This window comes from Gammaproteobacteria bacterium, from assembly GCA_028819075.1.
GTDB lineage: Bacteria > Gemmatimonadota > Gemmatimonadetes > Longimicrobiales > Gaopeijiaceae > BD2-11.
Genome location: JAPPMM010000059.1, coordinates 1 through 22,641, shown reverse-complemented (window position 1 = coordinate 22,641; position 22,641 = coordinate 1). Strand labels below are relative to the sequence as shown.

17 protein-coding genes are annotated in these 22,641 nt (G+C 63.1%); 6 read left to right on the top strand and 11 right to left on the bottom strand.

Going from position 1 to position 22,641, the window contains the following annotated elements; all coding sequences use genetic code 11:
- The first annotated feature begins 18 nt into the window (after positions 1 to 18).
- The 5 genes from OXU32_15840 to OXU32_15820 all read left to right on the top strand — a co-directional run bounded on the left by OXU32_15840 (position 19) and on the right by OXU32_15820 (position 6,788).
- Complete coding sequence (locus OXU32_15840; GenBank protein MDE0075427.1) at positions 19 to 900, top strand: DUF5715 family protein; 882 nt, start codon at positions 19 to 21, stop codon at positions 898 to 900.
- 119 nt (positions 901 to 1,019) lie between these two features.
- Positions 1,020 to 1,796: a hypothetical protein gene (locus tag OXU32_15835; protein MDE0075426.1), complete on the top strand. Its 777-nt coding sequence runs from the start codon at positions 1,020 to 1,022 to the stop codon at positions 1,794 to 1,796.
- A gap of 5 nt (positions 1,797 to 1,801) precedes the next feature.
- Positions 1,802 to 2,812: a hypothetical protein gene (locus tag OXU32_15830; protein ID MDE0075425.1), complete on the top strand. Its 1,011-nt coding sequence runs from the start codon at positions 1,802 to 1,804 to the stop codon at positions 2,810 to 2,812.
- A gap of 248 nt (positions 2,813 to 3,060) precedes the next feature.
- Positions 3,061 to 4,317, top strand: coding sequence for an ATP-binding protein (locus OXU32_15825; protein ID MDE0075424.1), 1,257 nt, complete (start codon positions 3,061 to 3,063; stop codon positions 4,315 to 4,317).
- A complete protein-coding gene (locus tag OXU32_15820; protein ID MDE0075423.1) occupies positions 4,314 to 6,788 on the top strand; it encodes a tetratricopeptide repeat protein in 2,475 nt (824 codons plus the stop codon). The genes OXU32_15825 and OXU32_15820 overlap by 4 nt, the downstream gene beginning before the upstream one ends.
- A 114-nt stretch (positions 6,789 to 6,902) precedes the next feature.
- Here the strand turns inward: OXU32_15820 and OXU32_15815 are convergent, their stop codons facing one another.
- The 10 genes from OXU32_15815 to OXU32_15770 form a co-directional block, all read right to left on the bottom strand.
- Positions 6,903 to 7,850 (bottom strand): hypothetical protein, encoded by a 948-nt coding sequence (locus tag OXU32_15815; protein ID MDE0075422.1) that lies wholly within the window; start codon positions 7,848 to 7,850, stop codon positions 6,903 to 6,905.
- Between the two features lie 91 nt (positions 7,851 to 7,941).
- A complete protein-coding gene (locus OXU32_15810) occupies positions 7,942 to 11,082 on the bottom strand; it encodes a type I restriction endonuclease subunit R (protein ID MDE0075421.1) in 3,141 nt (1,046 codons plus the stop codon).
- A gap of 30 nt (positions 11,083 to 11,112) precedes the next feature.
- The gene (locus OXU32_15805; GenBank protein ID MDE0075420.1) at positions 11,113 to 11,496 is read right to left on the bottom strand and encodes a hypothetical protein; all 384 of its coding nucleotides are present in this window, start codon (positions 11,494 to 11,496) and stop codon (positions 11,113 to 11,115) included.
- 691 nt (positions 11,497 to 12,187) lie between these two features.
- Positions 12,188 to 13,798 carry a restriction endonuclease subunit S gene (locus OXU32_15800; GenBank protein MDE0075419.1) on the bottom strand — a complete coding sequence of 537 codons (1,611 nt, stop codon included), beginning with the start codon at positions 13,796 to 13,798 and terminating at the stop codon, positions 12,188 to 12,190.
- Positions 13,791 to 14,216, bottom strand: a complete 426-nt coding sequence (locus OXU32_15795) for a nucleotidyltransferase substrate binding protein (GenBank protein ID MDE0075418.1) — start codon at positions 14,214 to 14,216, stop codon at positions 13,791 to 13,793. Before OXU32_15795 ends, OXU32_15800 begins: the two co-directional genes overlap by 8 nt.
- A complete protein-coding gene (locus OXU32_15790) occupies positions 14,213 to 15,766 on the bottom strand; it encodes a class I SAM-dependent DNA methyltransferase (protein MDE0075417.1) in 1,554 nt (517 codons plus the stop codon). The genes OXU32_15795 and OXU32_15790 overlap by 4 nt, the downstream gene beginning before the upstream one ends.
- 153 nt (positions 15,767 to 15,919) lie before the next feature.
- Complete coding sequence (locus tag OXU32_15785; GenBank protein MDE0075416.1) at positions 15,920 to 16,282, bottom strand: hypothetical protein; 363 nt, start codon at positions 16,280 to 16,282, stop codon at positions 15,920 to 15,922.
- Positions 16,283 to 16,694: 412 nt separating this feature from the next.
- Complete coding sequence (locus tag OXU32_15780) at positions 16,695 to 17,204, bottom strand: hypothetical protein (GenBank protein ID MDE0075415.1); 510 nt, start codon at positions 17,202 to 17,204, stop codon at positions 16,695 to 16,697.
- 630 nt (positions 17,205 to 17,834) lie between these two features.
- On the bottom strand, positions 17,835 to 19,016 hold the full coding sequence (locus OXU32_15775) for a hypothetical protein (protein MDE0075414.1): 1,182 nt from the start codon (positions 19,014 to 19,016) through the stop codon (positions 17,835 to 17,837).
- 26 nt (positions 19,017 to 19,042) lie between these two features.
- Complete coding sequence (locus OXU32_15770; protein ID MDE0075413.1) at positions 19,043 to 20,086, bottom strand: acetamidase/formamidase family protein; 1,044 nt, start codon at positions 20,084 to 20,086, stop codon at positions 19,043 to 19,045.
- Positions 20,087 to 20,248: 162 nt separating this feature from the next.
- On the opposite strand from OXU32_15770, the gene OXU32_15765 reads away from it, so the two are divergent.
- Positions 20,249 to 20,980, top strand: coding sequence for a 4'-phosphopantetheinyl transferase superfamily protein (locus OXU32_15765; protein MDE0075412.1), 732 nt, complete (start codon positions 20,249 to 20,251; stop codon positions 20,978 to 20,980).
- A 52-nt stretch (positions 20,981 to 21,032) separates the two neighbouring features.
- On the opposite strand, the gene OXU32_15760 is transcribed toward OXU32_15765, so the two are convergent.
- The gene (locus OXU32_15760; protein MDE0075411.1) at positions 21,033 to 22,562 is read right to left on the bottom strand and encodes a hypothetical protein; all 1,530 of its coding nucleotides are present in this window, start codon (positions 22,560 to 22,562) and stop codon (positions 21,033 to 21,035) included.
- Positions 22,563 to 22,641 lie beyond the last annotated feature (79 nt).

Below are 22,641 nucleotides of genomic sequence, written 5' to 3'. Positions count from 1 at the left end.
TTGGACTGGAGGAATTCGATGAGAGCCGGCGGCACGGTTTCGTTTCGTTCCGGAGCGGCATGGATTGCGCTTCTGGCCCTGATCCTCACCTCGTGCGGCAGAGCGGAACGGGAGAGGGAGGCGGCGGTGGAGGCGGCCATAGAGGCGACCAGGGCCGCCACGGTGGCGGAGATCGAGCGAGCCCTGTCGCAGGCGCTTTCCCTCACGGACCGGGAGGCGGACAGGGCCAACGGCATCCTATCTCCCCTCCCGGTGATGACGACGGCCCAGGAGAACGCGCTCCGCCGCTTCCTCAACGCGTCGCACGTGGCCCGCGCCCGCGAGCTGGGCGTGCGGGTAGCCGACCGCGCGGCCCTGGACTCCCTTGTTGCGGCCGGGCGGCTGGTTCAGCTCGAGGACAGCACCGTCCACTGGATCGTTCGCCCCGGCACTTCTCCCACGTACATGGTCCCCGAGGTGCCCGTCCTGCTCGAGGAGCTGGGCCGGCGCTTCCAGGAACGCCTCGCGGAGATGGGGCTTCCGCCCTACCGCATCGAGGTGACGAGCGCCCTGCGCACGTCCGAGCGGCAGGCACGGCTGCGGGGCAGGAACCCGAACGCGGCCGCCGGCGTGAGCTCACACGAGTTCGGCACCACCGTCGACCTCTCCTACTCCGCCTTCGCACCCCCGGCCGAGCGGCCACCGGAGATTCTCGCCGGCGTACCCGCCGAGTTCGCCCCGCACGTCGAGCGGTTCGTGGATCTGGCGCTGGAGTCGGTCTCGGGCCGCAAGTCCCGCGAACTGGGAGCCATCTTCAGCCGGGTGCTCCTGGAGGCGCAGTCCGAGGGGCTGGTCCTCGTGATCTACGAGCGGCAGCAGACGGTGTATCACATCACCGTCGGACGGGCGCTGGCGAATTGAAGCGCTCTGGGAATCGAGAGAGCGACTCTGGCATACGGACGACGGATGGCAGGCTCGCTTCTCGGGCAAGGTCTTCGACCCCTCCCAGGGGGATGCGAAGGAAGGGTAGACGCTGACTCATGGACGTTAGCGACTTGAGACAGGTCGTAGAGGCGTGGATCACGGAACTACGCGGGCTGGCCCGGCGCATTCCATCGGCGTCGACTGCCAGCCGTGACGCGACGCTGTTACCTCTTGTGTTTCTTGCTGTTGGGTTGCTCGGGGGCCTGCGGGTTGGCGAATCCGAGATGTGGCGCGCGCCATCGCTGTTTTCGCTTGTGGTTGCAGTGCTGATGGTTGGCGCACTCAACAGGCACGGCGCTCTCGCGCTTGAACGGCTCTTGAACTCGTCCCGCCCAACGCCCGATCTCAAGGGGCTGTTGATGCTTCTGGCAGTCGTGTTCGCATCGGCCCAGGTGTTCGAACTGACGGTCCCCAATGGGGGTCTGCTTCGCATAGCAGTTTACACCCTGTACTCACTGGTGCTACTTGCATTCAACACGCGGGCCATCGCCGCTGACCGAATACGGCTCTTGCGGAGCTGCATCGTCATCTTTGCATTGACGTTCACCTTCAAGTTTGTCTTGCTGCCATCGAGTCCGGTTGGAGGTTGGAGGGAGTTCTTGTGCAGGCTCGTCCCGACCTGTGAACCGCGACATCCGGTCACCGGATATCTCGCGTTCTTCACGCTGTTCTTGTACGTCTTGGCGTTGGCCAGGCTGGCGCCGATGGTAGGCGACATCTCTGACCCTCCCTCCAACGGAGCTGCCAGTGGACTAGAGCAGATGCCTGAGGAGCCCTCCACTGATTCTGCTCGAAGGCTGGGTGACGCCGCTGCCGAGGCACCTGAGGTCTGACGAGCATGCGCCTGCCTTTCTGGACGAAAAAGCCTGAGGCGAGGAATTCGGTAGCCGCCAGCACTGCTCTTGTGGTCATAGAACTGCCCGGAGACGGGATGCCGATCGAGCAGCCTACCGCGGACCTTGAAGACGGGTCCCGTTGCGGAGCGGGCGTATTGGCACGCTCTGCCGGGGCAATGAGGCGGCTGGCCCGCAGGCTCAACCCGACTGGAGCTAGGGAAGGGGCGTTGGGCGCGTCTGGTAAGGCCGCCAAATCGGTAGTCGTCAAGCTTCACCCGCGTAGATTGGTGAGAGCTGCCCGGGAGTTCCGGAGAATCGGGGCGAGTGATCTGGCTGGGATTGCACACGGTCTCGGCCAGCGATCGAAGGGCGTGGCCCGTCGGCTTAGGGTCCTTTCGCCCCGCAAGGCACGTAGCGTTCGGGTGGTTGCTGCCGCCGTCCGAGACCTGGTCCAGAACATTGATCCCGCCGCCGCCGCGCGTATCGCCCGCGAAGCGACTCGGCTGGCTCGAAAGACCATCGTCAAGCTCGATCCGCGTCGGGTCGAGGCGGCCGTCCGCCGCGTCGCCGAGACGATCGACGTGGACGGCAAAGGAAAGATGGACAAGGTCTCCAAGGCTGCCCTCACCAAGATCGGCCCGGAGCGTGCCACACGGATCGCCGCTGCGGCGACGGGAGCCCTTAAGCGCCTCGTAGACAGGCTGGACCCGGATCATGTGGGCCAGGTGATCGGCCATCTGGTGGCAGCTGCCAAGTCCGCAAATGACAAGAAAGGTCGACTTCGAGTCGTAGGGTTGCTCGCTTCGCTGGTGCGCGAACTCGGGCGCTCTCTCAGGGGCGTCGCAAGGGAGATCGAGATCAGAGATGTGGCCGTGGTGGTACTGATCATACTGGCGACTGCTCCGGAGCTACTGATTGCAGCGGGCGTCAGCGCTGCGGCGCTGCGGGTGCTAACGCCGCTGATCAAGGTCCTCGTTGAGGTCTTGCCGGAAAGGAAGGATAGCCCAGCCTAGATCTGATCTACGGCCGGTGGGAAGGGAGGAAGACAGGGCCGGTGGCGGTCGTTCCAGAACCGGGCACTTGCTTGCTGCGAGACGCTTTTCAGCCATGCCTATGCCTAACGGTGGTAGTCGCCAAACGACAGGTCGTCAACAGAGTTGTTGACAACAAAACTGTTGACGCATAGCTTGACGTGTCGGAGCGCGATCTCACGGGGTCGCAGAAGTGGCAATATTTCCCTCCACGGAGGAAGAAAACACTCATGAAATCATCCACCGGTCGCTGGGTAATCGACGGCGACTTCTTCGACCGCGAAGGAGAGTTGGCACTCCTCGAGACCCGTGTCCGCAACGGAAACCACATGGTCATGACCGGCCAGCGCCGCATGGGGAAGACCAGCATTCTTCGCGAACTCGGGCGTCGGCTGGAACAGAAAGGCTGGGTGTTTCTATTCGCGGATGTGGAGGCGGATCGATCCGAGGAAGACCTGATCGCCAGCTTGGCCAAGGCCATCCATCCGGTCACGCCAATCAGGGCGCGCCTCGTGAGGGGCATGCGTCGCAGGCTACGCAGACTGGCTGGCCGCGTCGACAAAGTCAGCGCCCACAAGTTCGCCGTCCGCTTCCGCGCTGGCCTGGACTCCGGGAACTGGCGGCGTCACGGGGAAGAGCTGATCGCCCACTGCGCCCAACACGACCACCGGGTGCTGATCGTCCTCGACGAGGTGCCGATCTTCCTGGCGAGATTGCTCCGCCAGGAAGACGGTACTCGCCGCGTTGACGAGTTTCTGAGCTGGTTGCGGGCCACATTCCAGAAGGTCGATGGTCGCAACTTGACGCTGATCCTGTCAGGCAGTATCGGGCTCGCGCCGTTGGTCGAGCGGCTGGGCATCTCTGATCGAATCAACTACCTGTATCCAGTCCGGCTGGGTCCGTGGAACCTGGAGGTCTCCGTCCAGTGCTTCGAGACGCTGGCGAGGAGCCACGACCTATCTGCCGACGATGGAGTAGCACGGGCGGTCTACGAGCACCTCGGCATTGGCATCCCGCAGCACGTACAGTCCTTCTTCGCGTGTCTGTGGGACTACGTTCGGATGCACGACCGAAGCCGGATTACGGTGGACGACGTGGCGGAAGTGTACCGCACCGAACTTCTGGGACCATCCGGACAGAATGACCTCGCGCACAACGAAGCGCGACTGAGGGATGGCTTGGGTGATGCACGCCGCTACCGGATTGCAATGGAGATTCTGGCCGAGGCGTCCGTCCAGGGCATCTTTGCTGCGGAGGCACACCGTCAACTCGAGAACAGGCATTCCAGGCTTGTGGCGGACGCCCCACGGCTGGTCGCCGACACCCTCGCCGTCCTCGTCCATGACGGCTATCTCGAACCGCACCCCGGTGGCCATCGATTCGCGTCAAACCTGTTGCGCGACTGGTGGAAGACCCGCTTTCGGCATCACTACAGGCCTCTTGGTCGAAAATCGCCTAACAGGCTTCCGGGAGATGACGCCCCATGAGCGGACCAGCAGAGCGCACCATACGCAAATTCAATCCGGGCGTCTTTCAGCCGGACGAGGAGATCGTCGACCAGTTCGTTGTACGCGGGCGGGAGCTGAACGCTGTCCTGAAGGTCATCCACAACAACATCGGTGTTCCTTCCTGTCAGCACGCCCTCATCGTGGGTCCTCGGGGCCGTGGCAAGACCATGTTGCTGGCGCGCGTCGCCGCGGAAATCCGTACCGATCCGCAGCTTCGGCAGGCTCTGGTGCCGGTTCGGTTTATGGAGGAAAGCGTGGAGGTCTTCGACATCGGAGACTTCTGGCTGGACGCTCTGCTGTACCTGGCGAAGGAGTGCGCTGAGGGTCACCCCGGCCTCTGCAGCGAGATCGAAGTAACACACGCCTCTCTGACCCGCCGAACGCAGGGAGATGACATCGCCGGGCAGGCCAAGGCCGCTCTCCTTGATGCAGCCGACCGGCTGGGAAGACGGCTGGTGCTCATGGTGGAGAATCTCCAGAGTCTGTGCGAGGAGGTGGACGAGGACTTCGGGTGGCAACTCCGCCAGTCGCTCCAATCGGATCCCGAAATCATACTCCTGGGGACCGCCACAAGCCGCTTCGAAGCGCTGGATGACGTAGGCGCACCATTCTTCGAACTCTTTCGCATCCTCCGGCTGGAGCCCCTGAAGACTGCCGAGTGCCAGAGCCTCTGGCACTGGATCACTGGTGAGCGACGTGACGCCAGGCAGATGCGACCGTTGGAGATTTTTACGGGTGGGAATCCACGCCTCCTGGTGATCGTCGCCGAGTTTGCGCGACATCGCACGATGGCGCGGCTGTTGGAGGAACTGGTGGGCCTTGTCGACGATCACAGCGAATACTTTCGCAGTAATCTGAACTCCCTGCCCAAGACCGAGCGACGGATCTTCGCGGCTCTGGCCGACCTGTGGCGACCCTCGACCACGCGCAAGGTCGCAAACAGAGCCCGCCTAGGAGTACGGAAGACGTCTGCTTTGCTGGGACGGCTGGTCGGGCGAGGTGCCGTCAAGGTCGATGGGAATGGAAGGAGCCGGCTGTACTCCGTCGGGGAACCGCTCCACTGCATCTACTACAAGCTGAGGCGCTGGCGGGACGAAGCGGCCATCGTCCACGGGCTGATTCGCTTCATGGTGGCTTTCTACGGTCCGGCCGAGACCGAGAAGATTCTCGGCTCCCTGCTGGACGAAAGGTCAAACGACACCGTTTTCCGTCGCGCACAGGAAGATCTAGGTGCGGGCCTCGCCGGTATTCCTGCGGGCGGGGCTGCGGCAACCTACCGAGAACTCGTAGAGCGCCATCGGGACCTTGGTGACCCCGAGGGGCGGATCCGGGTTGCGGGCGATCTACTCGACATCGGCGCGAGGCTTGGGAGCTCAGGGGAGGCCGAGCGCTCGGTCGAATACAACGACGAACTGATCCGGCGTTTCGAGTCCACGCTGATTCCGGACGTGCAGACCGCTGTCGCCAAGGCCCTCTTCAACAAGGCCTTGATGCCTCAGCAGGTTGGCGAGCACAAGGTCGCATTGACCGCCTTCAACGAGGTGGTGACGCGGTTCGGAGAGTCCGAAGTGCCGGACATCCAAGAGTGCGTGGGCGCGGCGCTCTTGAACGCGGGGTTCCACCATGGTCGACTTGGCGATCCGGAAGCAGCGATAGCGTCGTTCGACGATGCAATCAGGCGCTTTGGCGAGAGTCAGGCGCCTGGGCTTCGGCTTTACGTCGCGAAGTCGCTGCGAAACAAGGGCTCGACCCTGGCTGGACTCGGATCACCGTCCTCGATGGACAGGGGCATCGCGACTTGGGATGACCTCATCGACCGGTTCGGCGAGGACTGCGAACCGGATATCCAGATGCAGGTCGCAAGCGCCATGACGAAGAAGGCGGGCGCGCAAATGAAGATGGGCAGGGACGAGGCTGCGGTTGCAGTCTGCGACGAGGCCGTTCGTCGTTACTCGGCAAGCGACCGGTTGGATCTGCGGCGAGAGGTGGCCATGGCGCTGGAACTCAAGACGATGATTCTGAATCGAATGGGGCGGGGTCGGGAAGCTCTCGGCACTTGCGGCGTCTTGGTCCGTGACTTCGGAAGCATGGCCGGGCAAGGCGGCATCCCTGTCGCGTGGCGCGCTATGGGGAACCAGGTACACGCATTAGTGCTCGAGGGTGACGAGTCGGCGGCGGACCGTGTCTTCCGGAAGATGTGCGATGACCTCGATGTCGCAGACAACGGGATGGTCACCAAGATCGTCTGGGACGTGATCGATCTGATGGCAGCCGGTGCGACTCCGGGCGTCTTCGCCGACGCACTTGCGGCCAGCGCGGAAGATTGCGAGGAGCTCGTGCCGCTGCTGGCCGCGCTCCGAAGGCTCGCGGGGCGGCCAGTGAGAGTGCCCGAAGAGTTCGAAAAGGTCGTCGGGGACATTGTAGGGACTATTGAGCAACGGCGGGGGTGAGCGGGAGCCGAATCTTGCATCGCGCGAAGGGGCTACTGTACGGGTCGTTGGAGTGTGCGCGTACCGGGCGCGTCTTGTTCCGGTCCGAGGACGGCGAGGGGTCATCGACATGAGTTACCCAATAGCCATCTCTTGATCCCAAGAAGGGTAAGCATCACGAGGTCGAGCGCTACTGATGAAACTACTCGCCAGATTCGCCAATGAACGATTGGAGGCGACCAACTCCTCCCTCCTTGCCCTTAGATTGCCTGTAACTGCAACGTATTCATCCGAACTTGGGCGATCACAACGCTTCAGCGCGACCAATCCCGTGCTCGTATCACTCACTGTCTTCCATTCCGCTAGTGCCGAATGAACGTCCGCGTCAGCCCGCTCTACCGCCGTAGCCAACAGCTCGCGCAGTTGCTCCTGGGCACGCCCGAGCGACTCCAGATATTGTCGTACAAACAAGATCACATCTCGTCGCTTCTGCGGAAGGTTCTCCAGTTCTTCCAAAGTGCGTTGCTTGAATCTTCTGTCCTCACGGAGAGCTTCCAAGTTCAGTGTGAGTGACAATGTGAATTCCAACAGCGATTGGGTCGCTTCTTCCCGCGCTCTACTGCAACCATAGGTTATTCCTACAATGGCTAAGCTACGATGTTGGACGTGATTCCGCAGGGCGTCCATGATTCGGTATGCGAGATTCCCGTCATACTGGTCCCTGAACACCCTTTCGGCTTGCTCGCGGGTACAGCCAGTTGTAGCGGATCGACTGACGGAGTGCGTAACTTGGTCAACGTAGAGCCTACATGTGGTTAGGAGATTAACGAGTCGTCTCCCCAGCAGAAGCCGGTCGGATGACATGCTGGCCCAGGTGAAATCGTCTCTTACGGCGTGGGTCAACGTCAACGTGAGGATTTCGCGCTCCAATTCCTCGTAGTTCGCTACTACAAGATCAAACTTCTCTTCGATTTCAAGTGCGGCGCGCTGGATTCTCATAGCTTCGCTCAATGCGGCGTAGCGCCTTGCATCAATCGAGATCTTGGGCTGTTTTCCCAAAACGCGTCGTGTCAACACATACATTAGATTGGACTCTCCTCTGTGGAAGTGATCTCGTCCAAGAATGGGATCGGCACTGTCACGACGACACGATGCTGCGTCACCAGAGCCTGCGTCACACTGCCCACCCTGCCGACAGCACCTCAGCCTGTTCGAGCACCGTCCGAGTCGCCTTCTCCTGCTTGTCGGGCGGGTAGCCGTGCTTGCGCAGAATACGCTTGACCAGCCGACGCAGGTTCGCGCGGACATTCTCCCGAAGCGTCCAGTCGATCTTGATGTTGTTCCGGACAGTCTCGACCAGTTCGCGTGCGATGTCCCGCAGCGTCTCGTCGCCCAAGACCGTTACGGCGCTGTCGTTCGTCTCAAGCGCATCGTAAAAGGCGAGTTCGTCCTCTGAGAGTCCCAACTCCTCGCCGCGGGCGTTCGCTTCGCGCATCTCGCGGGCGAGCTGAATCAGCTCCTCGATGACCTGCCCCGCCTCTATAGCCCTGTTCCCGTAGCGATGGACGGTTTGCTCAAGCATCTCGGCGAACGATCGCGCCTGGACGACGTTCTTTCGCTTGCGGACCGCCAGTTCGCTCTTCAGCAGCTTCTGCAGCAGTTCGACCGCCAGGTTGCGCTGTTTCATGCCTCGCACTTCAGCCAAGAACTCCTCGGACAGGATCGAGATGTCGGGTTTCTCGAGCCCGGCCGCGGCGAAGATGTCGACGACGCCCTCCGATGCCACGGCCCGCGACACGATCTGGCGAATGGCGTAATCCAACTCTTCCTCGGGACGCGCTTCCCCCGCGGCGCGCTTGGCGAGCACCGAACGGACGGCCTGGAAGAACGCCACGTCGTCCCGGATCCGAATCGCCTCTTCGTGAGGGACGGCGAGCGCGAAGGCCTGCGAAAGTTCGCGAACGGCCCGCAGACAGCGCTCCTTGCCGTTCTCCTGCGCGAGGACGTGTTCCTGTGCTGCGGGCAGCAGGCTCACGCGCTCCGCCGGCGTCCCGTCGGTCCACGCTGAATGGTCGAATCCGTGGAACAGGCCGCAGCACACCTCGTACTTCTCCAGCATCACCGCCACCGCTTCGGCCTGATCTACGGTGGTCTTGCCGGTGCCTCCGCTCTCGGTGTAGGTGGCGAGAGCCCGTTTGAGTTCATGGGCGAGCCCGAGGTAGTCGACGACCAGGCCGCCCGGCTTGTCCCGGAAGACCCGGTTCACCCGCGCGACCGCCTGCATGAGCCCGTGGCCGCGCATGGGCTTGTCGACGTACATGGTGTGCAGGCTCGGCGCGTCGAAGCCGGTCAGCCACATGTCGCGCACGAGGACGATCTGAAGCGGATCGGCGGGACCGCGGAATCGCTTCGCGAGCATCTCGCGGCGCGCCTTGTTACGGATGTGCGGCTGCCAGTCAGGCGGATCCGATGCGCTGCCGGTCATCACGACCTTGATACGGCCCTCGCCGTCATCCTCGTGATGCCAGTCTGGACGCAGGCGAATCAGTTCACGGTAGAGGTCGATGCAGATGCGGCGGCTCATGCAGACGATCATCGCTTTGCCGTCGAGGGCTTCGGTGCGTCTGTCGAAGTGCGAGACGATGTCCTGGGCGATGAGCCTGAGCCGCGGCCCGGCTCCGGCGACGGCTTCAAGCTGGGCCCACTTGCTCTTCAGCTTCTCCTTGCGCTCGATTTCCTCCCCTTCGGTTACCTCCTCGAATTCGGGATCGATCGTCGGCCGCTCGGCCTCGTCCAGCGCCAGCTTCGCCAGCCGGCTCTCGTAGTAGATTGGCACCGTTGCGCGGTCCTCGACGGCGCGCTCGATGTCGTAGACGCTGATGTAATCGCCGAACACCGCGCGCGTGTTGGCGTCCTCCAGCTCGATGGGCGTGCCGGTGAAGCCGATGAACGAGGCGTTGGGGAGCGCGTCGCGCATGTGGCGGGCGTAGCCGTCGATGAAGTCGTACTGGCTGCGGTGCGCCTCGTCGGCGATCACCACGATGTTCCGGCGCCGCGACAACTCGGGCATCCGGTCGCCCTTTTCTTCCGGAAAGAACTTCTGGATGGTGGTGAACACCACGCCGCCCGACTCGACCGCCAGCTTGGCGCGCAGGTCGGCACGGCTGACGGCCTGGGTCGGCGGCTGCCGCAGCAGATCCCGGCAGCGGGAGAACGTGCCGAAGAGTTGATCGTCGAGGTCGTTGCGGTCGGTCAGCGCGACGATCGTCGGGTTCTCCATCGCCGGCTCCCGGATGATCCGTCCGGCGTAGAAGGCCATGGTCAGGCTCTTGCCCGACCCTTGGGTGTGCCAGACCACGCCAATGCGTCGGTCACCGGGATCGCCGCCCGGCTGCCTTCCGTTCTCGTACCGGCCCTCCGGCTCGGCGACCAACCTCAGTTCTTGCCGGAGCGCCGCCGCGCGTAGGGTCTCCAGCACCGCCGTCTCCACGGCATGGAACTGGTGATACCCGGCTATCTTCTTGGCCAGCTTGCCTCCCCCGTCATCCTCGAAGACGATGAAGTCCCGGACGAGCTTCAGGAACCGCTCCCGTTCGCACATCCCCTCGAGCATCACCTGCAACTGAAGCAGACTCGCGTCGGCCAGCGTCGCCCCGTCGATCGTCCGCCACGGCTTGAACCACTCCCGCCCCGCGGTGAGCGTGCCCAGACGCGCTTCGACTCCGTCGGAAGCAATGAGCGCCGCGTTGAAGGCGAACAGGTTCGAGAGCTCGGCCTTGTAGGTCTGGATCTGCGACCACGCTGTCCACACCGTGGCCTTCTCGTCCGCCGGGTTCTTGAGTTCGATCAGACCCAGCGGCAAGCCGTTGACGCACAGCACGACATCCGGCCGCCGCTCGTGTTCGCCTTCGACAACGGTGAACTGGTTGACTGCCAGCCAGTCGTTGCTTGCGGGATTGGCGTAGTCGAGGACGGAGACCTGGGCTCCGCGCATGGCGCCGCCGGCTGTGCGGTACTCGACCGTCACGCCGTCCACCAGCATCCGGTGCACCGCGCGGTTGCGGGCTTCCAGGGTGGAGCCTTCGGGACGGATGAGCTTGCGGAACGCGTCGTCCAGTGCGTCGACGGGGAGGACCGGATTCAACCGCTGCAACGCGCCGCGCAGCCGTTGGTTCAGGACGACGGTGTTGTAGTCCGTTCGCTCCGCGTCCGCCGCGTGCGGGCCAATGTCGGGGCCGTGGGCGACCGTCCACCCGAAGCTGTGGAGCCAAGAGAGCGCGGCCTCTTCGACCTGGGACTCGGTGAGAGCGTTCATGGAACGGCCTGGGTCAAGTGCCGATGACTGTCACGGCAGAAGCACTCCTCCCCGGTCCTTCGTGGGGGCCTTGTCCGCGGGGTGCTGCGGCTCGTAGTGCCAGAAGTTGATAGGGTTCAGGGGATTGGGCGTTCGGAGATACCCATGGGCGTTGAGCGATATCCCAAGTTTCGCTACCTTGGCGCGACGGTAGAAATGGGACACGACCCGAAAACGACCACGGTCTTTGGAGGTCGGTCTGGACTCAGGCGGTGGGACGGCCGGAAACAGGTCCTGTTGGTTTTCGTTCTCAGCCAGCAGCGTGCGAATAACCTTCCAAGACATGCGCGTGTACGTGGCCATGCCAGCGAACAGGTCGGCCAGCTGGACGAACGGCGTGGCAGCGGAATCCACTTCCCTGAAGGTCCGCACCATTGGCACGATCCAACGGTATTCCGCGCCCAACGCCGTGTGGGAGTCTTGTTTCCAAGTGCCATCGCTGTTGAGGCAATCCCGTATCGTAGCCCAGTCAATAGTGATCAGTTGGTCTGGGCGGAGGTGCCAGTGGGCGTCCGCTCCCCGGCGACGCATGAGCGCGCGATGTAGGTGAAAGAACATCCGGCCATAGTTTGCGACATCGTCTCGCCTCTCGACGGCATGCCGAGAGTCCGTTGTATCCCAGACGACCACATCGCACCGGACACCGTGAGAGAGGTGTGAAAGAAGGAAATCAATGGCTGCCGTTGCCCGCGCGACGTTGGTTCGGGCTCTCCGTCCGACTTTCAGCCACTTCAATTCGCCCTTCGTCGTGAACTCCAGGGCGTCCGCAAGCTTGGCAGTCAGATCAACGACGTGACTCGGCGGATCACATGGTAGGGATACCGCAGCGATGCTGCGAAAGCGACCCTCGGTGTGACGGCTCTCGTCAGAGAAAACAACGTAGCTCGTGGACGAAGTCACAGTTCGATCCTCTCGGCCGAGCCATCCGTGGGAACGCATCGGTGTTCGAAGCGCTGCCCTTCACTATACTCCAATGCAGAAGCTTCCTGATTCCTTGGTCGGATACGACCGGTGGTGCCTCCGGCGCGCACGCCGTACCGAAGCCGGGGCGTTCCAGGCGACGGCGTCATGCGATGAACTCCATTGCCTTATCGGCATCACCTACGCGGATCTTGCCGGAGATGAGCTTCGGGAGGAGAGTATCGCGGAGAGCGGCGAGGGTGTGGGATTCGTGACTCGCTTTGCTGACTCTCTCGAAGAGTGATCGGGCGACTTCACCGAACCGCGCGGCCACCCGGCTTGGTGGCGCGACCATACGGAAGCCTCGCAGCGCGGTTGGCGACACCCGCTGGCGGCCGCTCGTGCCGCTCATGTTCTGGGTTGCGAATTCGCGAAACCTTGCACTCCGAGCGAGGAAGTACCCGAACTGATTTGGAAGCGGGGGCTTCGGCCTCAGGACGATGTACTCGGTAGAGCCCCATCCGACCTCGCCGTCGGCTAAGAAATCCACGTAGGCCGTCTTGCCGTTCTCAAGGCACGGTGTGATCCGGGCCACAAGCGTATCGCCGTTAGCAAACCGCATGCCGGATCCGAAGGGTCGAACCGCCACGGCATCCGGCAGGTGACCCTGGGTCGGCATATTGGCCATCGGAAGATAAGGAGCGGTCTGTCCCCGTCGAAGAGATCGCCTCGGGTTGACCTCGATGCGCTCCGCCAAGGTCGCAACATGCCATCCCTCTGGAATCTGCCCCATCTCAGAATCCATCAGCCGGTCGGGGAACAGGTCGGCGATGTTCTGCGGAAAGCCGGTGTCCCGGTCGTTCATCTTGGCGCGTACCGGATCGAAATCAACGAACCAGGACCTGAACAGCGCCCGTGCCATCATCTCCAGCGCCTCACTCATCCGCCGATTCAGTTCGATCTTGTCATCCAGCTTGCTGAGGATGTGGGCGATGGCGCGCTGCTCGGACGTCGGTGGCAGCCGGACATCGAGGGCGCGCAGTTCGTCACTGTTGATGCGTCCTGTACCGTGACCTGCGAGGTCTACGAGATTCAGGAGCCGCTGTTTGTTGCCAAGAACAAGGTATGGAAGGAAATCGGGGTCCATCCGGGTCTTTGGTAAGAGAGCCTTGATGTCCTGGTTGAACGCCATCGGTCGTTCTGTGACGCAAACGGGTAGCTCCTTCAGGAGTCTCATGCCCCTGGTCAGAAGCAGGATCGTGCCGACCGGGACCTGCTTGGTGCCGTTGGCGAGCCCTTCCGCAGTGACATGATGAGTCGTATCGCGGAGCCGAAACCGCCTCATGTCTCTCGCTGAGACCCAGGGGATCGCGCCGTTCCAGTATTCTTCCCGCTTCTTTGACGGCGTTCCTCCAGACACCAGGCGGATTACATCACCCAGTCTGGCTTCCTGCCACCGAGTATCTGAAGACACCAGCACTACATACTCCCGCTCGATCTCCCGGTGGAACCGCTCCGGCAGCCTCGCCCAGTCCCGCGCCTCGACCAGGAACGGAATCGTCGACTCCCGCACCGAGTCCTCAAAGTCCATCAGTCGCTCGAACGGAATCTTCCTCAGCTGCGGCCCCCGCAGCACGAGATCGAGATCGCTGCCTTCGTGGCCCCGCTCGTTCACGCGGCTCCCGTAGGCCCAGACTTCGACATCAGGCAGGTGCTCCCGCAGCAACGAGGTGAGGATGCGCCGATGCCTTGGCGAGAGGCGCAGGCGGTCAGTCATCGTTGGCCTGCTCGATCATGTCGGCCAGCGCCTTGGCGTCACGGATGAAGTCCGGTAGGAGCCGGAGGGTGGCCTCCGCGAAGTCCTCTCCGTAATCGTGCGCAGTGTAGTTGCGGTTGTCCCGGTAGCTCAGCCATCGTTCGACCGTTTCGCAGTCCATGAAGTCGTGGCGAGCCGCGTGGCGGAACAGATCCTTGAAATGCAGGCGGTCCGCTTGGCGGTTGCTAGCGAACCAGGCGGTGAGACGCTTGCGCAGCAACTTCCCGCTTTGCTCAAGGACGAGCTCGAACTCCTTGACACAAGCAGCGCGATAGATGTCGTACATGAGATCTTCGCGGTCTGCCTGACGTGCGATGCCCTCAACCGCGTGCTCCAGCGAAGCAATGCAGCGGCGCAGGAAGGTGGTGTCGATGTTCACCGCCCTCTACCTCCGAACCCCAGCGCTCTCAGGTTCTCCGTGATCGCAGCATCGAGCCGGGCACCCTCGGCCTGTTGCTGACTTAGTTCAGCCACCAGCCGCTCCATCTTGTCCTCGAACGGCTCGCCGTCGTCCTCCTGTGGCTCCACACCGACGTAGCGGCCCGGCGTCAAGACATGTGCGTGCTGGCGCACCTCGTCCACCGAGGCGCTCTTGCAGAAGCCGGGAACATCGGCGTAGCCGTCCCCTTCCGTCCCCGTCCGCCAGGCGTGGTAAGTGTCAGCGATCCGGGCGATGTCCTCGTCGGTTAGCTCCCGGTGCGTCCTGTCCACCATCCGGCCTAGCTTCCTCGCGTCGACGAAGAGGATCTCTCCAAGCCGCTGCCGGCGTCGCGCCAGGAACCACAGGCAGACCGGAATCTGGGTCGAGTAGAAGAGTTGGCCCGGCAGCGCGACCATGCAGTCGACCAACTCTGCCTCGATCAGGTTCTTCCGGATCTCGCCCTCTCCGGACTGGTTCGACGACATCGATCCGTTGGCCAGCACGAACCCAGCCACCCCCTTCGGGGCGAGGTGGTGGACCATGTGCTGTACCCAAGCGAAGTTCGCGTTGCCCTTGGGCGGGACGCCGTATTGCCAGCGCTTGTCGTCCATCAGCCGCTCGCCGCCCCAGTCCGAGACGTTGAATGGCGGGTTGGCTAGGATGAAGTCGGCCTTCAGGTCCGGATGGTGGTCGTTGTGGAAGCTGTCGCCATGGGCGATCTGCCCGCCGATCCCCCGAATGGCCAAGTTCATCCTGGCGAGCCGCCAGGTCGTGTAGTTGGACTCTTGGCCGTAGATCGAGATGTCGCCCTGCGTCCTTCCGCCGTTTCCGTTACCGGTGGTGTGGGCGTGAATGAACTCGACCGACTGCACGAACATCCCCGAGGATCCGCAGCACGGATCGTAGACCCGCCCCCGGTAGGGCTCGAGCATCTCGACGAGGAGCTTCACGACGCAGCGCGGAGTGTAGAACTCGCCACCCCGCTTCCCCTCGGCACTCGCGAACTGCGAGAGGAAGTACTCGTATACGCGGCCGAGCACGTCTCGAGAGCGCGCTTCAGCATCCCCGACACGGATGTTCCCGACCATGTCGATGAGGCGGCCTAGACGCTGCTTGTCCAAGGCGGGCCGGCCGTAATTCTTGGGCAGGACCTCCTTCAGCGTCGGGTTGTCGCGCTCGGTCGCGGTCATGGCTTGATCCACGATCTGGCCAATCGTCGGCTGCCGCGCCTGTGCCTTTAGGTTCGCCCAGCGGGCCTCCACCGGAACCCAGAAGATGTTCTCGGCGATGTACTCGTCGCGGTCCTCCGCGGCCTCCTCCCCCCATTCGGCCAGCACCGCCGCGTGGCGCTCCTCAAACGCGTCCGAGATGTACTTCAGGAAGATGAGCCCGAGCACGACGTGCTTGTACTCGGCCGCATCCATGGAGCCGCGGAGCGTGTCCGCCATTGCCCACAGCTCGGCCTCGTAACCGGTCGTGGCGTTGCTGTCGGCTTGCTTGCTTGTCATCGTCGTCGCTGTCTCATGTTCGCTGTCGCCCTAGCCGAACTGCTAGAGCCTGATCACCGCCCAAGATAAGGCATGTGACGTGCTGCCGTAGTGCGCGGGCGGACCGAGAGCCGCCTAATGAGCCCCAAGGAATGTCGGCCAGTTTTGTTCTCGTCAGAACTTCGAGTACACGTTGAGAATCAGTGATTCCACATGGGCCGCGGCCTTGGCTTCGCCGACTTGGAGCGAGTTGGGATGGCCGCATCCGTTCCGCAGTTTCAAGGCGGCCTCAAGCTCTTGCTTTACGCTCTTTCCGAAAACCGATATGGACTCTAGGACGATCAGGAAGTCGGCCTCGCGGGTACGACTAAGGTCATCAGCGGTTCGGGCCGGCTTCCATTTCTTGAAACGCCGATGGGCCTCGCGGTTGAAGTCGTGGAGCCGCAGACGAGCCACATGTTGCTGTAGCACCGAAACGGCACCCACCCAACTCAGCACGATGGCAGCCCGGTGCAGCGCGTTTTCCAGACACAGCACCGCTTCCTCGACGAACCCTCGAGTAGTATCGTCTCGAATTGTATCAAGGTGACGCCTCAACCCCACCGCCACCCGGATTGCACGTCCGCTAACGGCCGATCCGGCGAGTTTGCCCACTGAGATCTGGCCAGCGCTAGTAAGCTCCCAACCTGCTTTGGAACGGATCGCCAGCCCTTGAAGTTCGGACAACAACTGGGAAACATTCCAGTTTAAGGCGTGTCGGAGGCCATGTGCGAGCGCTGTCTCTCTAACTTCCTGGACCTGCCGTGGTGCTAGCGGTTCTCGTGCGAGGCAGAGCAACATCTTCTCACGACGCGAAAAGTCCGGTCTAGCAAGCAGGTCCTTTAGGCGGTTGGGCCTCAGCATCCGTAGTACGACTCCCGTGTGTTGAGTCGGCTGATAACGGCACGTCTCATGACTTCTTGAGCATCTGGACCACGGCGTCGATCCCCGGACTGGTAAGCTTGTACCGATTGCGTGACTGCTTCGCCGAGCCCTCCTTTCGAACCTTCATCACGAGCTTTGGGGACCGGTTCATCAGCTTGTTCAGATCCCTCGTTATGTTGGACGACGGGTACCCCACGTGCTTCAGCTCTCGGTTGACTGGACCGCTGCCGAAAGTGTCCTGATTCTTCTCCACCTGAAGCCAATACGCGGCAACGAGTATGCGATTCAACACGGTGTTCGGGCTGGCAGCTTCGAAAAGGTCATGGAATTCAGCATACCCAGACGCAGACGTGGCATGGGCTCCCTTATCGGCGGTAGGTGTTGTCCGCCTGGAAGTGGAAGATCCAACACGTGGTCGGGAAACGCTGTACCTTTCCTGCGCCCAGTTCAAGACGCGGGTGACCTGTACATCCTCCAGGTCTTCTAAGGCAGACACGATGTCTGACATAGCTTTGATCTCGGGGTCCAAAGGCATGATGGCCAACTCCTGTGGTCATGAGGTATGTAAACCAAGGTAGTGGACAGCCATTACCTCGTCAAGCCTGTCATGACCCCTTATGGCACATCCAGGTGCCGGACACCGGTTCTTAGAAGCTCGAAATCAGGCTCGGAGTGGGAGGAGTAGCCGTGATGTCCTAGCATGCTCCGCTCCGTCGGGGATGTGTCGCTGAATGTCGCCGGCCACACGCAATCCACACCGAGCCGCCGGTCTACAACACCACTTCTGCGGGGGCTATCGACCTGTTCGGACCGGGCGTGTGTTGATCGCCCAACAGAGGTAGAGCCTAGCGCGATCTCGCAGCGTCTACGGACAGGCTTGCGAGGCTCTCGACGCGCTACGCGAGCGCGACCGCTCCACGCAACACCTTGGTGAGCGACTTCCATGCCTCGAGCTTCGCGATCCGGACCTGCGCCAAGCCGCGTCGCATTCCCCCTTACGGACCTGCCCACACATTTCAAAGCGTTCGGCTTCATCGTCGGCGTGGAACGCACGCTCCGCGTGATCAAGGCCCTACTATCCCCGATCGAAGCGCCACCTGTAGCATCTTGGCCGTGTGGGACCGGCACCGCTCGCAGGTCGCGTTCGAGCTGCGAGTGAGCTGGCTTACGTTACTCGACCCTCCACGTAGGCTTCCACGATTTCCTGATAGATTGAGTCAGCCAACTCGAAGAAATCAAACAGAGCAAGCATGGGCGCGGTGAGCTGTTTCACGACCTCCGTGAGGCTTCCCTCGACGTCTTGTAGGCTACCGTTGTAGCTCGTCGTGATCTGATCCTCGGAGCACGTATGGGATCCGGACATGTAGCGGTTAGGTGACGAGGTACGCAGCACCCGGCCGTTTAGTCCACCGTAACGGAGTTCGAGTTCGAATCGGGTCGAGGGGTCGATGGCGAGCCGGTCGTACAACCTAAGGGCATACATCAGCAGCTCGGTGTTCCTGACAATTCTCGTGTTGAAGAAGATCGCAGTCGGGTCCCGCTTGTCCTCGAAGAGGCTCTTCCGAAGGAAAAAGTCTCCATTCCGCCGCAGGGCCCAGTAGTCGTAGTAGGAATCCGGGAACTCACCCGCCCGCTTTACCTCAGCCACGATTCCATCTGACCGAGGCCGGGGTTGATACTCGGGTACATCATGGAAGACGACGCCGATGGGCCATCCGAAGGTTCGAATCATAGCATCTGAAGCCGCGCTCAATAGCTCGGACGGACTGCGGTCAGGTTTGGGAGCGGCGATTCCGAACGATGCCTCCATGTAGGCCGTGAAGCCCGTCTCCGCCATCTGGCGCGAGGCAGTTTCTTGGTGGGTTCGTACCCAGTCCATGTCGAGTACCGGCTCTTGGACTTGGGTGACCGGCGAGAGGAGTGCCCGTCGTCGCCGAATTCGACGTTTCAGTTCTTGGCGAAAGCTGTCGGGCTCGGATGGTTCCCAAAGCAAAATGTCGTATCCCACGAGGTCGAAGTGGATCTTGGGACCGTCTGGTTGCCAGCCGGCGTTGCCGGGCAGGTGGTCGCTCCTGCAAGTCAGGATTAGGTTGCGAAACTTGTCGATTCCCATCGCATATCCGACCTCCAGGTAAACGTTGGGTCGTTCGTTGGTGAGATCGGCAATGATGATGTCCGAGTTGTTCAAGAACTCGATGATCTCACTCTTGAGCAGCCCGCCCTCGTTGTGACGGTCTACCCGCTTCGCCTGCAGGCCTACCGACTCGATGGCCGGTTGGATGACCGTGTCGAACAGCTGATTCAGCTCCGAGTCTCCAATCTGCATCACGACGAAGGCTATGCTCATGTAGGTCTCCTCGATCTCCCCAGTCCTCAGAAGATCCCCTTCGGCATGTGCATGCTGACCAGCATGTGGGGCACGTCCACCGTCTCCGAGATCTTCATGTCGCCGGCGATCGAGCAGAGCACGTAGGCTTCCTCGCGGGTGAGGCCGTGTTCGGCGACGAGATAGTCGATCATGTAGCGGGTGGCCTTGCGGGCCGCCTCGTCGATGGTGGTGCCGAACCCGGTCACGGCGTAGTAGTCGTCGCTCTCGTACTGGGGCTCGACCATGCCGCGCGTGTTCTCCATGACCTCGACTTCGAAGACGACGCGCACGGGCGTCTCGATGGCGGAACCGGACACTTCGCCGTCTCCCTGGGCGGCGTGCGCGTCGCCGATGGAGAAGAGCGCACCCTCGACCTGGACCGGGAAGTAAACCGTGGTCCCGGCGATCATGTGGCGGTTGTCCATGTTCCCGCCGTTGGTGCGTGGCGGGATGGTCACGAGCATCGAGTCGGTGTCGGGCGCGACCCCCATGACCCCGGCGAACGGCGCCAGCGGGATCGTGATGTCGTCGTTGAAGGCGACCTCCGTGGCGCCGGGCTCCATCGGGAACCCCCGGATCCAGGGCCCGGTGATCTCGTCGGCCAGGAACCCGAAGCCCGGGAAGATGCCGGCCCATCCCCATCCCTGGACCTCGATCTCGTGCAGGGTGACGGCGAGGATGTCGCCCGGGCTCGCCCCTTCCACGTAGATGGGTCCGGTGAGGGCATGGATCAGGTCGAAGTCGACGTTGGCCAGGTCCTCGGCGGTCGTGGATTCGGTGATCTGACCATCGGAGGCCTCCTTGGTGAACACCTCGACGACGGCTCCGGAGGGAACCGTGAGCTGGGGCGGGATCGTGGAACTCCAGCGATTGTGGGAGTTCTCGGGGCCGAGCGTGTACTCGGGCGCCGGCGTCTCCGCGGCCGGTGGCGCCTCGGCGGATTGTTCCTCCAGAGGAGGCGCGGCCTGGCAGGCAGCCAGGGCGAGGGGGATGCAGGGAGCGAAGGCTGCGGCGCGCCTGAACGAGCGCGAAGTCGGCGTGGCAAACATCGGGATGGCTCCTCGGAAGACGGTTGCGACGGGGTCCCGCAGGCTCGGGCGATCGTTCCCGCGGGTGTGATCTATTCTTGATCGGCCGCGGACTTTGCGCCATACGCCCGCAAGGCACCAGACTGGCTTCACGGCAACGACTTCTCGCTCCCGGCAACGCACATGACCACGAGAGTCCCACACCTCCAGCCAGGCGTCGTCTACATCTGGGAGGGGCGGCTGGATGTCCCCGCAGACGTCTTGGCCGCTGCCCGGCGGCTTCTCTCCGCGCGCGAACGCAAGCGCGGCGACCGCTTCGTGTACGACCGGCACCGCCGTCGCTACACAGTGGCCCAGGCGCACCTGCGCCGCGTGCTGGGGCAGCTGACCGGCATCGCCCCGGAGACCGTCCGCTTTCACTACGAGGACAAGGGGAAGCCCTTCCTGCCCGGTGGCCCTTCCTTCAACCAGTCGCACTCCGAGGACCGGCTCATGATCGCCGTGGCCGCCTCCGGCCGGCTGGGCGTGGACATCGAGGAAAGGCGCACTGTGCGCCTCATGCTCGGTATCGCCGACAAGAACTTCGCCCGCGACGAGGCGGCGCGGCTGCACGCGGCCCCGGCGGAAGAACGGCGGCGGCTCTTCTTCCGCATCTGGACCCGCAAGGAGGCGTTCCTGAAGGCGCTGGGCTTCGGCCTCACACATCCGCTGAGGTCTTTCTCCGTGGATCCAACTCCCGGCGCCGCGCAGGGACTGCTGGCGGTCGAGGATCTGCCGGAGGATCCTCGGCGATGGCACATCGGTGGCGTTCCTTGCGCGGCGGGAGCCGAGGCCGCGCTGGCGCTGGACCGGACAGGCATCCGGGTCGAGCCCCTGCGCTACGACCCGGACGGGCTCGGATCAGTCGACGATTGAGGAACGCGGGGGGCCGGTCCGCCTGACGCCGGCCGACCCACCCGGGATTCCGCTACCAGTGCAGGGAGAAGTTGACCATGGCGCCGTGGGCCGGACCCGAATCGGGAGCCCACGCGCTGCGGCCGGCCTCGATGTTCGCCGACAAACCCGGGCCGACGGTCAGACGGCCGCCCAACTGATAGCCGTACCTGCCCTGGCTCGAGACGTGTAGCGGCATGTTTGCGGCCGGGCTTGCCGTCCGGTATGCGCCGAGGTAGCCGGAGCCGGGCTGCTCGGACATGGCGAGCCTTGCGTACGGCATGAACACGGCCTCGCCCTCTCCTGCGCCGAATCCATAGCCGACCTCCGCGTTCAAGCCTCGGGCTCCGTAGGTGTTGGCGGTCATCCCCGCCGCACCCTGCGCCCAGAGACGCGCCAGTCCGCTTGCCGTCGATCCCCAGGTCGGTCTCAGGCCGACGGAGAGTCCGCGTCCTTCGCCGCCCGGGTTGAAGTCGATCGATCCGCCGAGACCCCATTCCTCGTAGCCGTTCTGTTCGTGCGTGAGCAGCGTGCGGCCATGCACCCGGATGGTGAGTCCCCGGTTGGGGTCCACGAAGGTAAGGCCCCCTCCCGCCTCCATCCCGAGTCCGGACTCGGTGTCGCCACCGTCGTACCGCATGCCGGCGCGCACCTGAGGACGCAGCATCGCACCGGCGCCCGTCGTGAATCCCGTCGAAGCTTCGAGGAGCATCCGTACGCGGCTTGCGTCGGCGGTCAGTTCGCCTCGCCCCTCGACGGCTTCCGAGTCCATGCGCGCGAGAAAGGCGTCCGAGCGCAGCGCCAGTTCAAAACCGCCGGCGTCTGCGGAACGCACGAGATCTCCCTTGAACCCCACACCGCCCATCCGCATGGAGATGTCGCTCTCCGGGTCCTCCTCGCCGCCGCCCGCGATATCCAGCCTTCCGGCGCCGTAACCGAGCACGCCCCAGGTCAACAGGCGGTCGCTGATGGCAAGCCGGGCATAGGGGAAGCCGCTGGTGAGACTGCTGGAGACCTCTCCGGCGTCGTCCTGGCCCGGCCGCCCGAGTTCGAAGTTGCCCGACCCGCGGCTGTGGGTCACCGCAAGGCCGGTCACCACCGGGCCGACCTCGTAGTCGGCGCCGAGCGTGGCGGTGCTGACCTCGCCGTCGCCGAAACCTCCTCCCTCCTCGTGGTTGAACCGCATGATCTCTCCGCCTCCCCACAGGGAGTAGCCGCCGCCGGACCCGCCGGACGAGAGCTGGAAGGCGCTGCCGCCGAACAGACCGCCGGCGGACATCGGGAGCAGGATCGACGGTCCGGCCGCCCCGGCGCTCGCGAGGGTGTTCGGGTCGAGGAGCGAGCCGAAATCGAGCGTCCGCCCACCCACCTCGACGAAGTCCTCCTGCCGATGGCGGTGTGAAACGCGGTTGCCGATCATCTCCATCGTCTGGCTGGCCACCGACCTGCCGAACCGCTGGAGCCAGTCCGCCGCCGCTGCTTCCGCTTCGGCGGTGGAGAAGTTCCGGTAGAACTCAGTACAACTTGTCCGACACCATCCCATGCCGTATCGTATGGCATCCATAAAACATTGCTAGACAATGTATTGTAGGTTATTTCCGAATCCTCGTCGTCCCTTGAAGTCTATCGCGATCCGGTGTATT

Coding starts and splice junctions, on each gene's coding strand:
- OXU32_15840 (MDE0075427.1), top strand. CDS start 19: ATGAGAGCCGGCGGCACGGTTTCGTTTCGTTCCGGAGCGGCATGGATT.
- OXU32_15830 (MDE0075425.1), top strand. CDS start 1,802: ATGCGCCTGCCTTTCTGGACGAAAAAGCCTGAGGCGAGGAATTCGGTA.
- OXU32_15800 (MDE0075419.1), bottom strand. CDS start 13,798: ATGACTGACCGCCTGCGCCTCTCGCCAAGGCATCGGCGCATCCTCACC.
- OXU32_15820 (MDE0075423.1), top strand. CDS start 4,314: ATGAGCGGACCAGCAGAGCGCACCATACGCAAATTCAATCCGGGCGTC.
- OXU32_15815 (MDE0075422.1), bottom strand. CDS start 7,850: ATGTATGTGTTGACACGACGCGTTTTGGGAAAACAGCCCAAGATCTCG.
- OXU32_15760 (MDE0075411.1), bottom strand. CDS start 22,562: ATGGATGCCATACGATACGGCATGGGATGGTGTCGGACAAGTTGTACT.
- OXU32_15805 (MDE0075420.1), bottom strand. CDS start 11,496: ATGGTGCGGACCTTCAGGGAAGTGGATTCCGCTGCCACGCCGTTCGTC.
- OXU32_15775 (MDE0075414.1), bottom strand. CDS start 19,016: ATGAGCATAGCCTTCGTCGTGATGCAGATTGGAGACTCGGAGCTGAAT.
- OXU32_15835 (MDE0075426.1), top strand. CDS start 1,020: ATGGACGTTAGCGACTTGAGACAGGTCGTAGAGGCGTGGATCACGGAA.
- OXU32_15825 (MDE0075424.1), top strand. CDS start 3,061: ATGAAATCATCCACCGGTCGCTGGGTAATCGACGGCGACTTCTTCGAC.
- OXU32_15765 (MDE0075412.1), top strand. CDS start 20,249: ATGACCACGAGAGTCCCACACCTCCAGCCAGGCGTCGTCTACATCTGG.
- OXU32_15780 (MDE0075415.1), bottom strand. CDS start 17,204: ATGCCTTTGGACCCCGAGATCAAAGCTATGTCAGACATCGTGTCTGCC.
- OXU32_15770 (MDE0075413.1), bottom strand. CDS start 20,086: ATGTTTGCCACGCCGACTTCGCGCTCGTTCAGGCGCGCCGCAGCCTTC.
- OXU32_15810 (MDE0075421.1), bottom strand. CDS start 11,082: ATGAACGCTCTCACCGAGTCCCAGGTCGAAGAGGCCGCGCTCTCTTGG.
- OXU32_15790 (MDE0075417.1), bottom strand. CDS start 15,766: ATGACAAGCAAGCAAGCCGACAGCAACGCCACGACCGGTTACGAGGCC.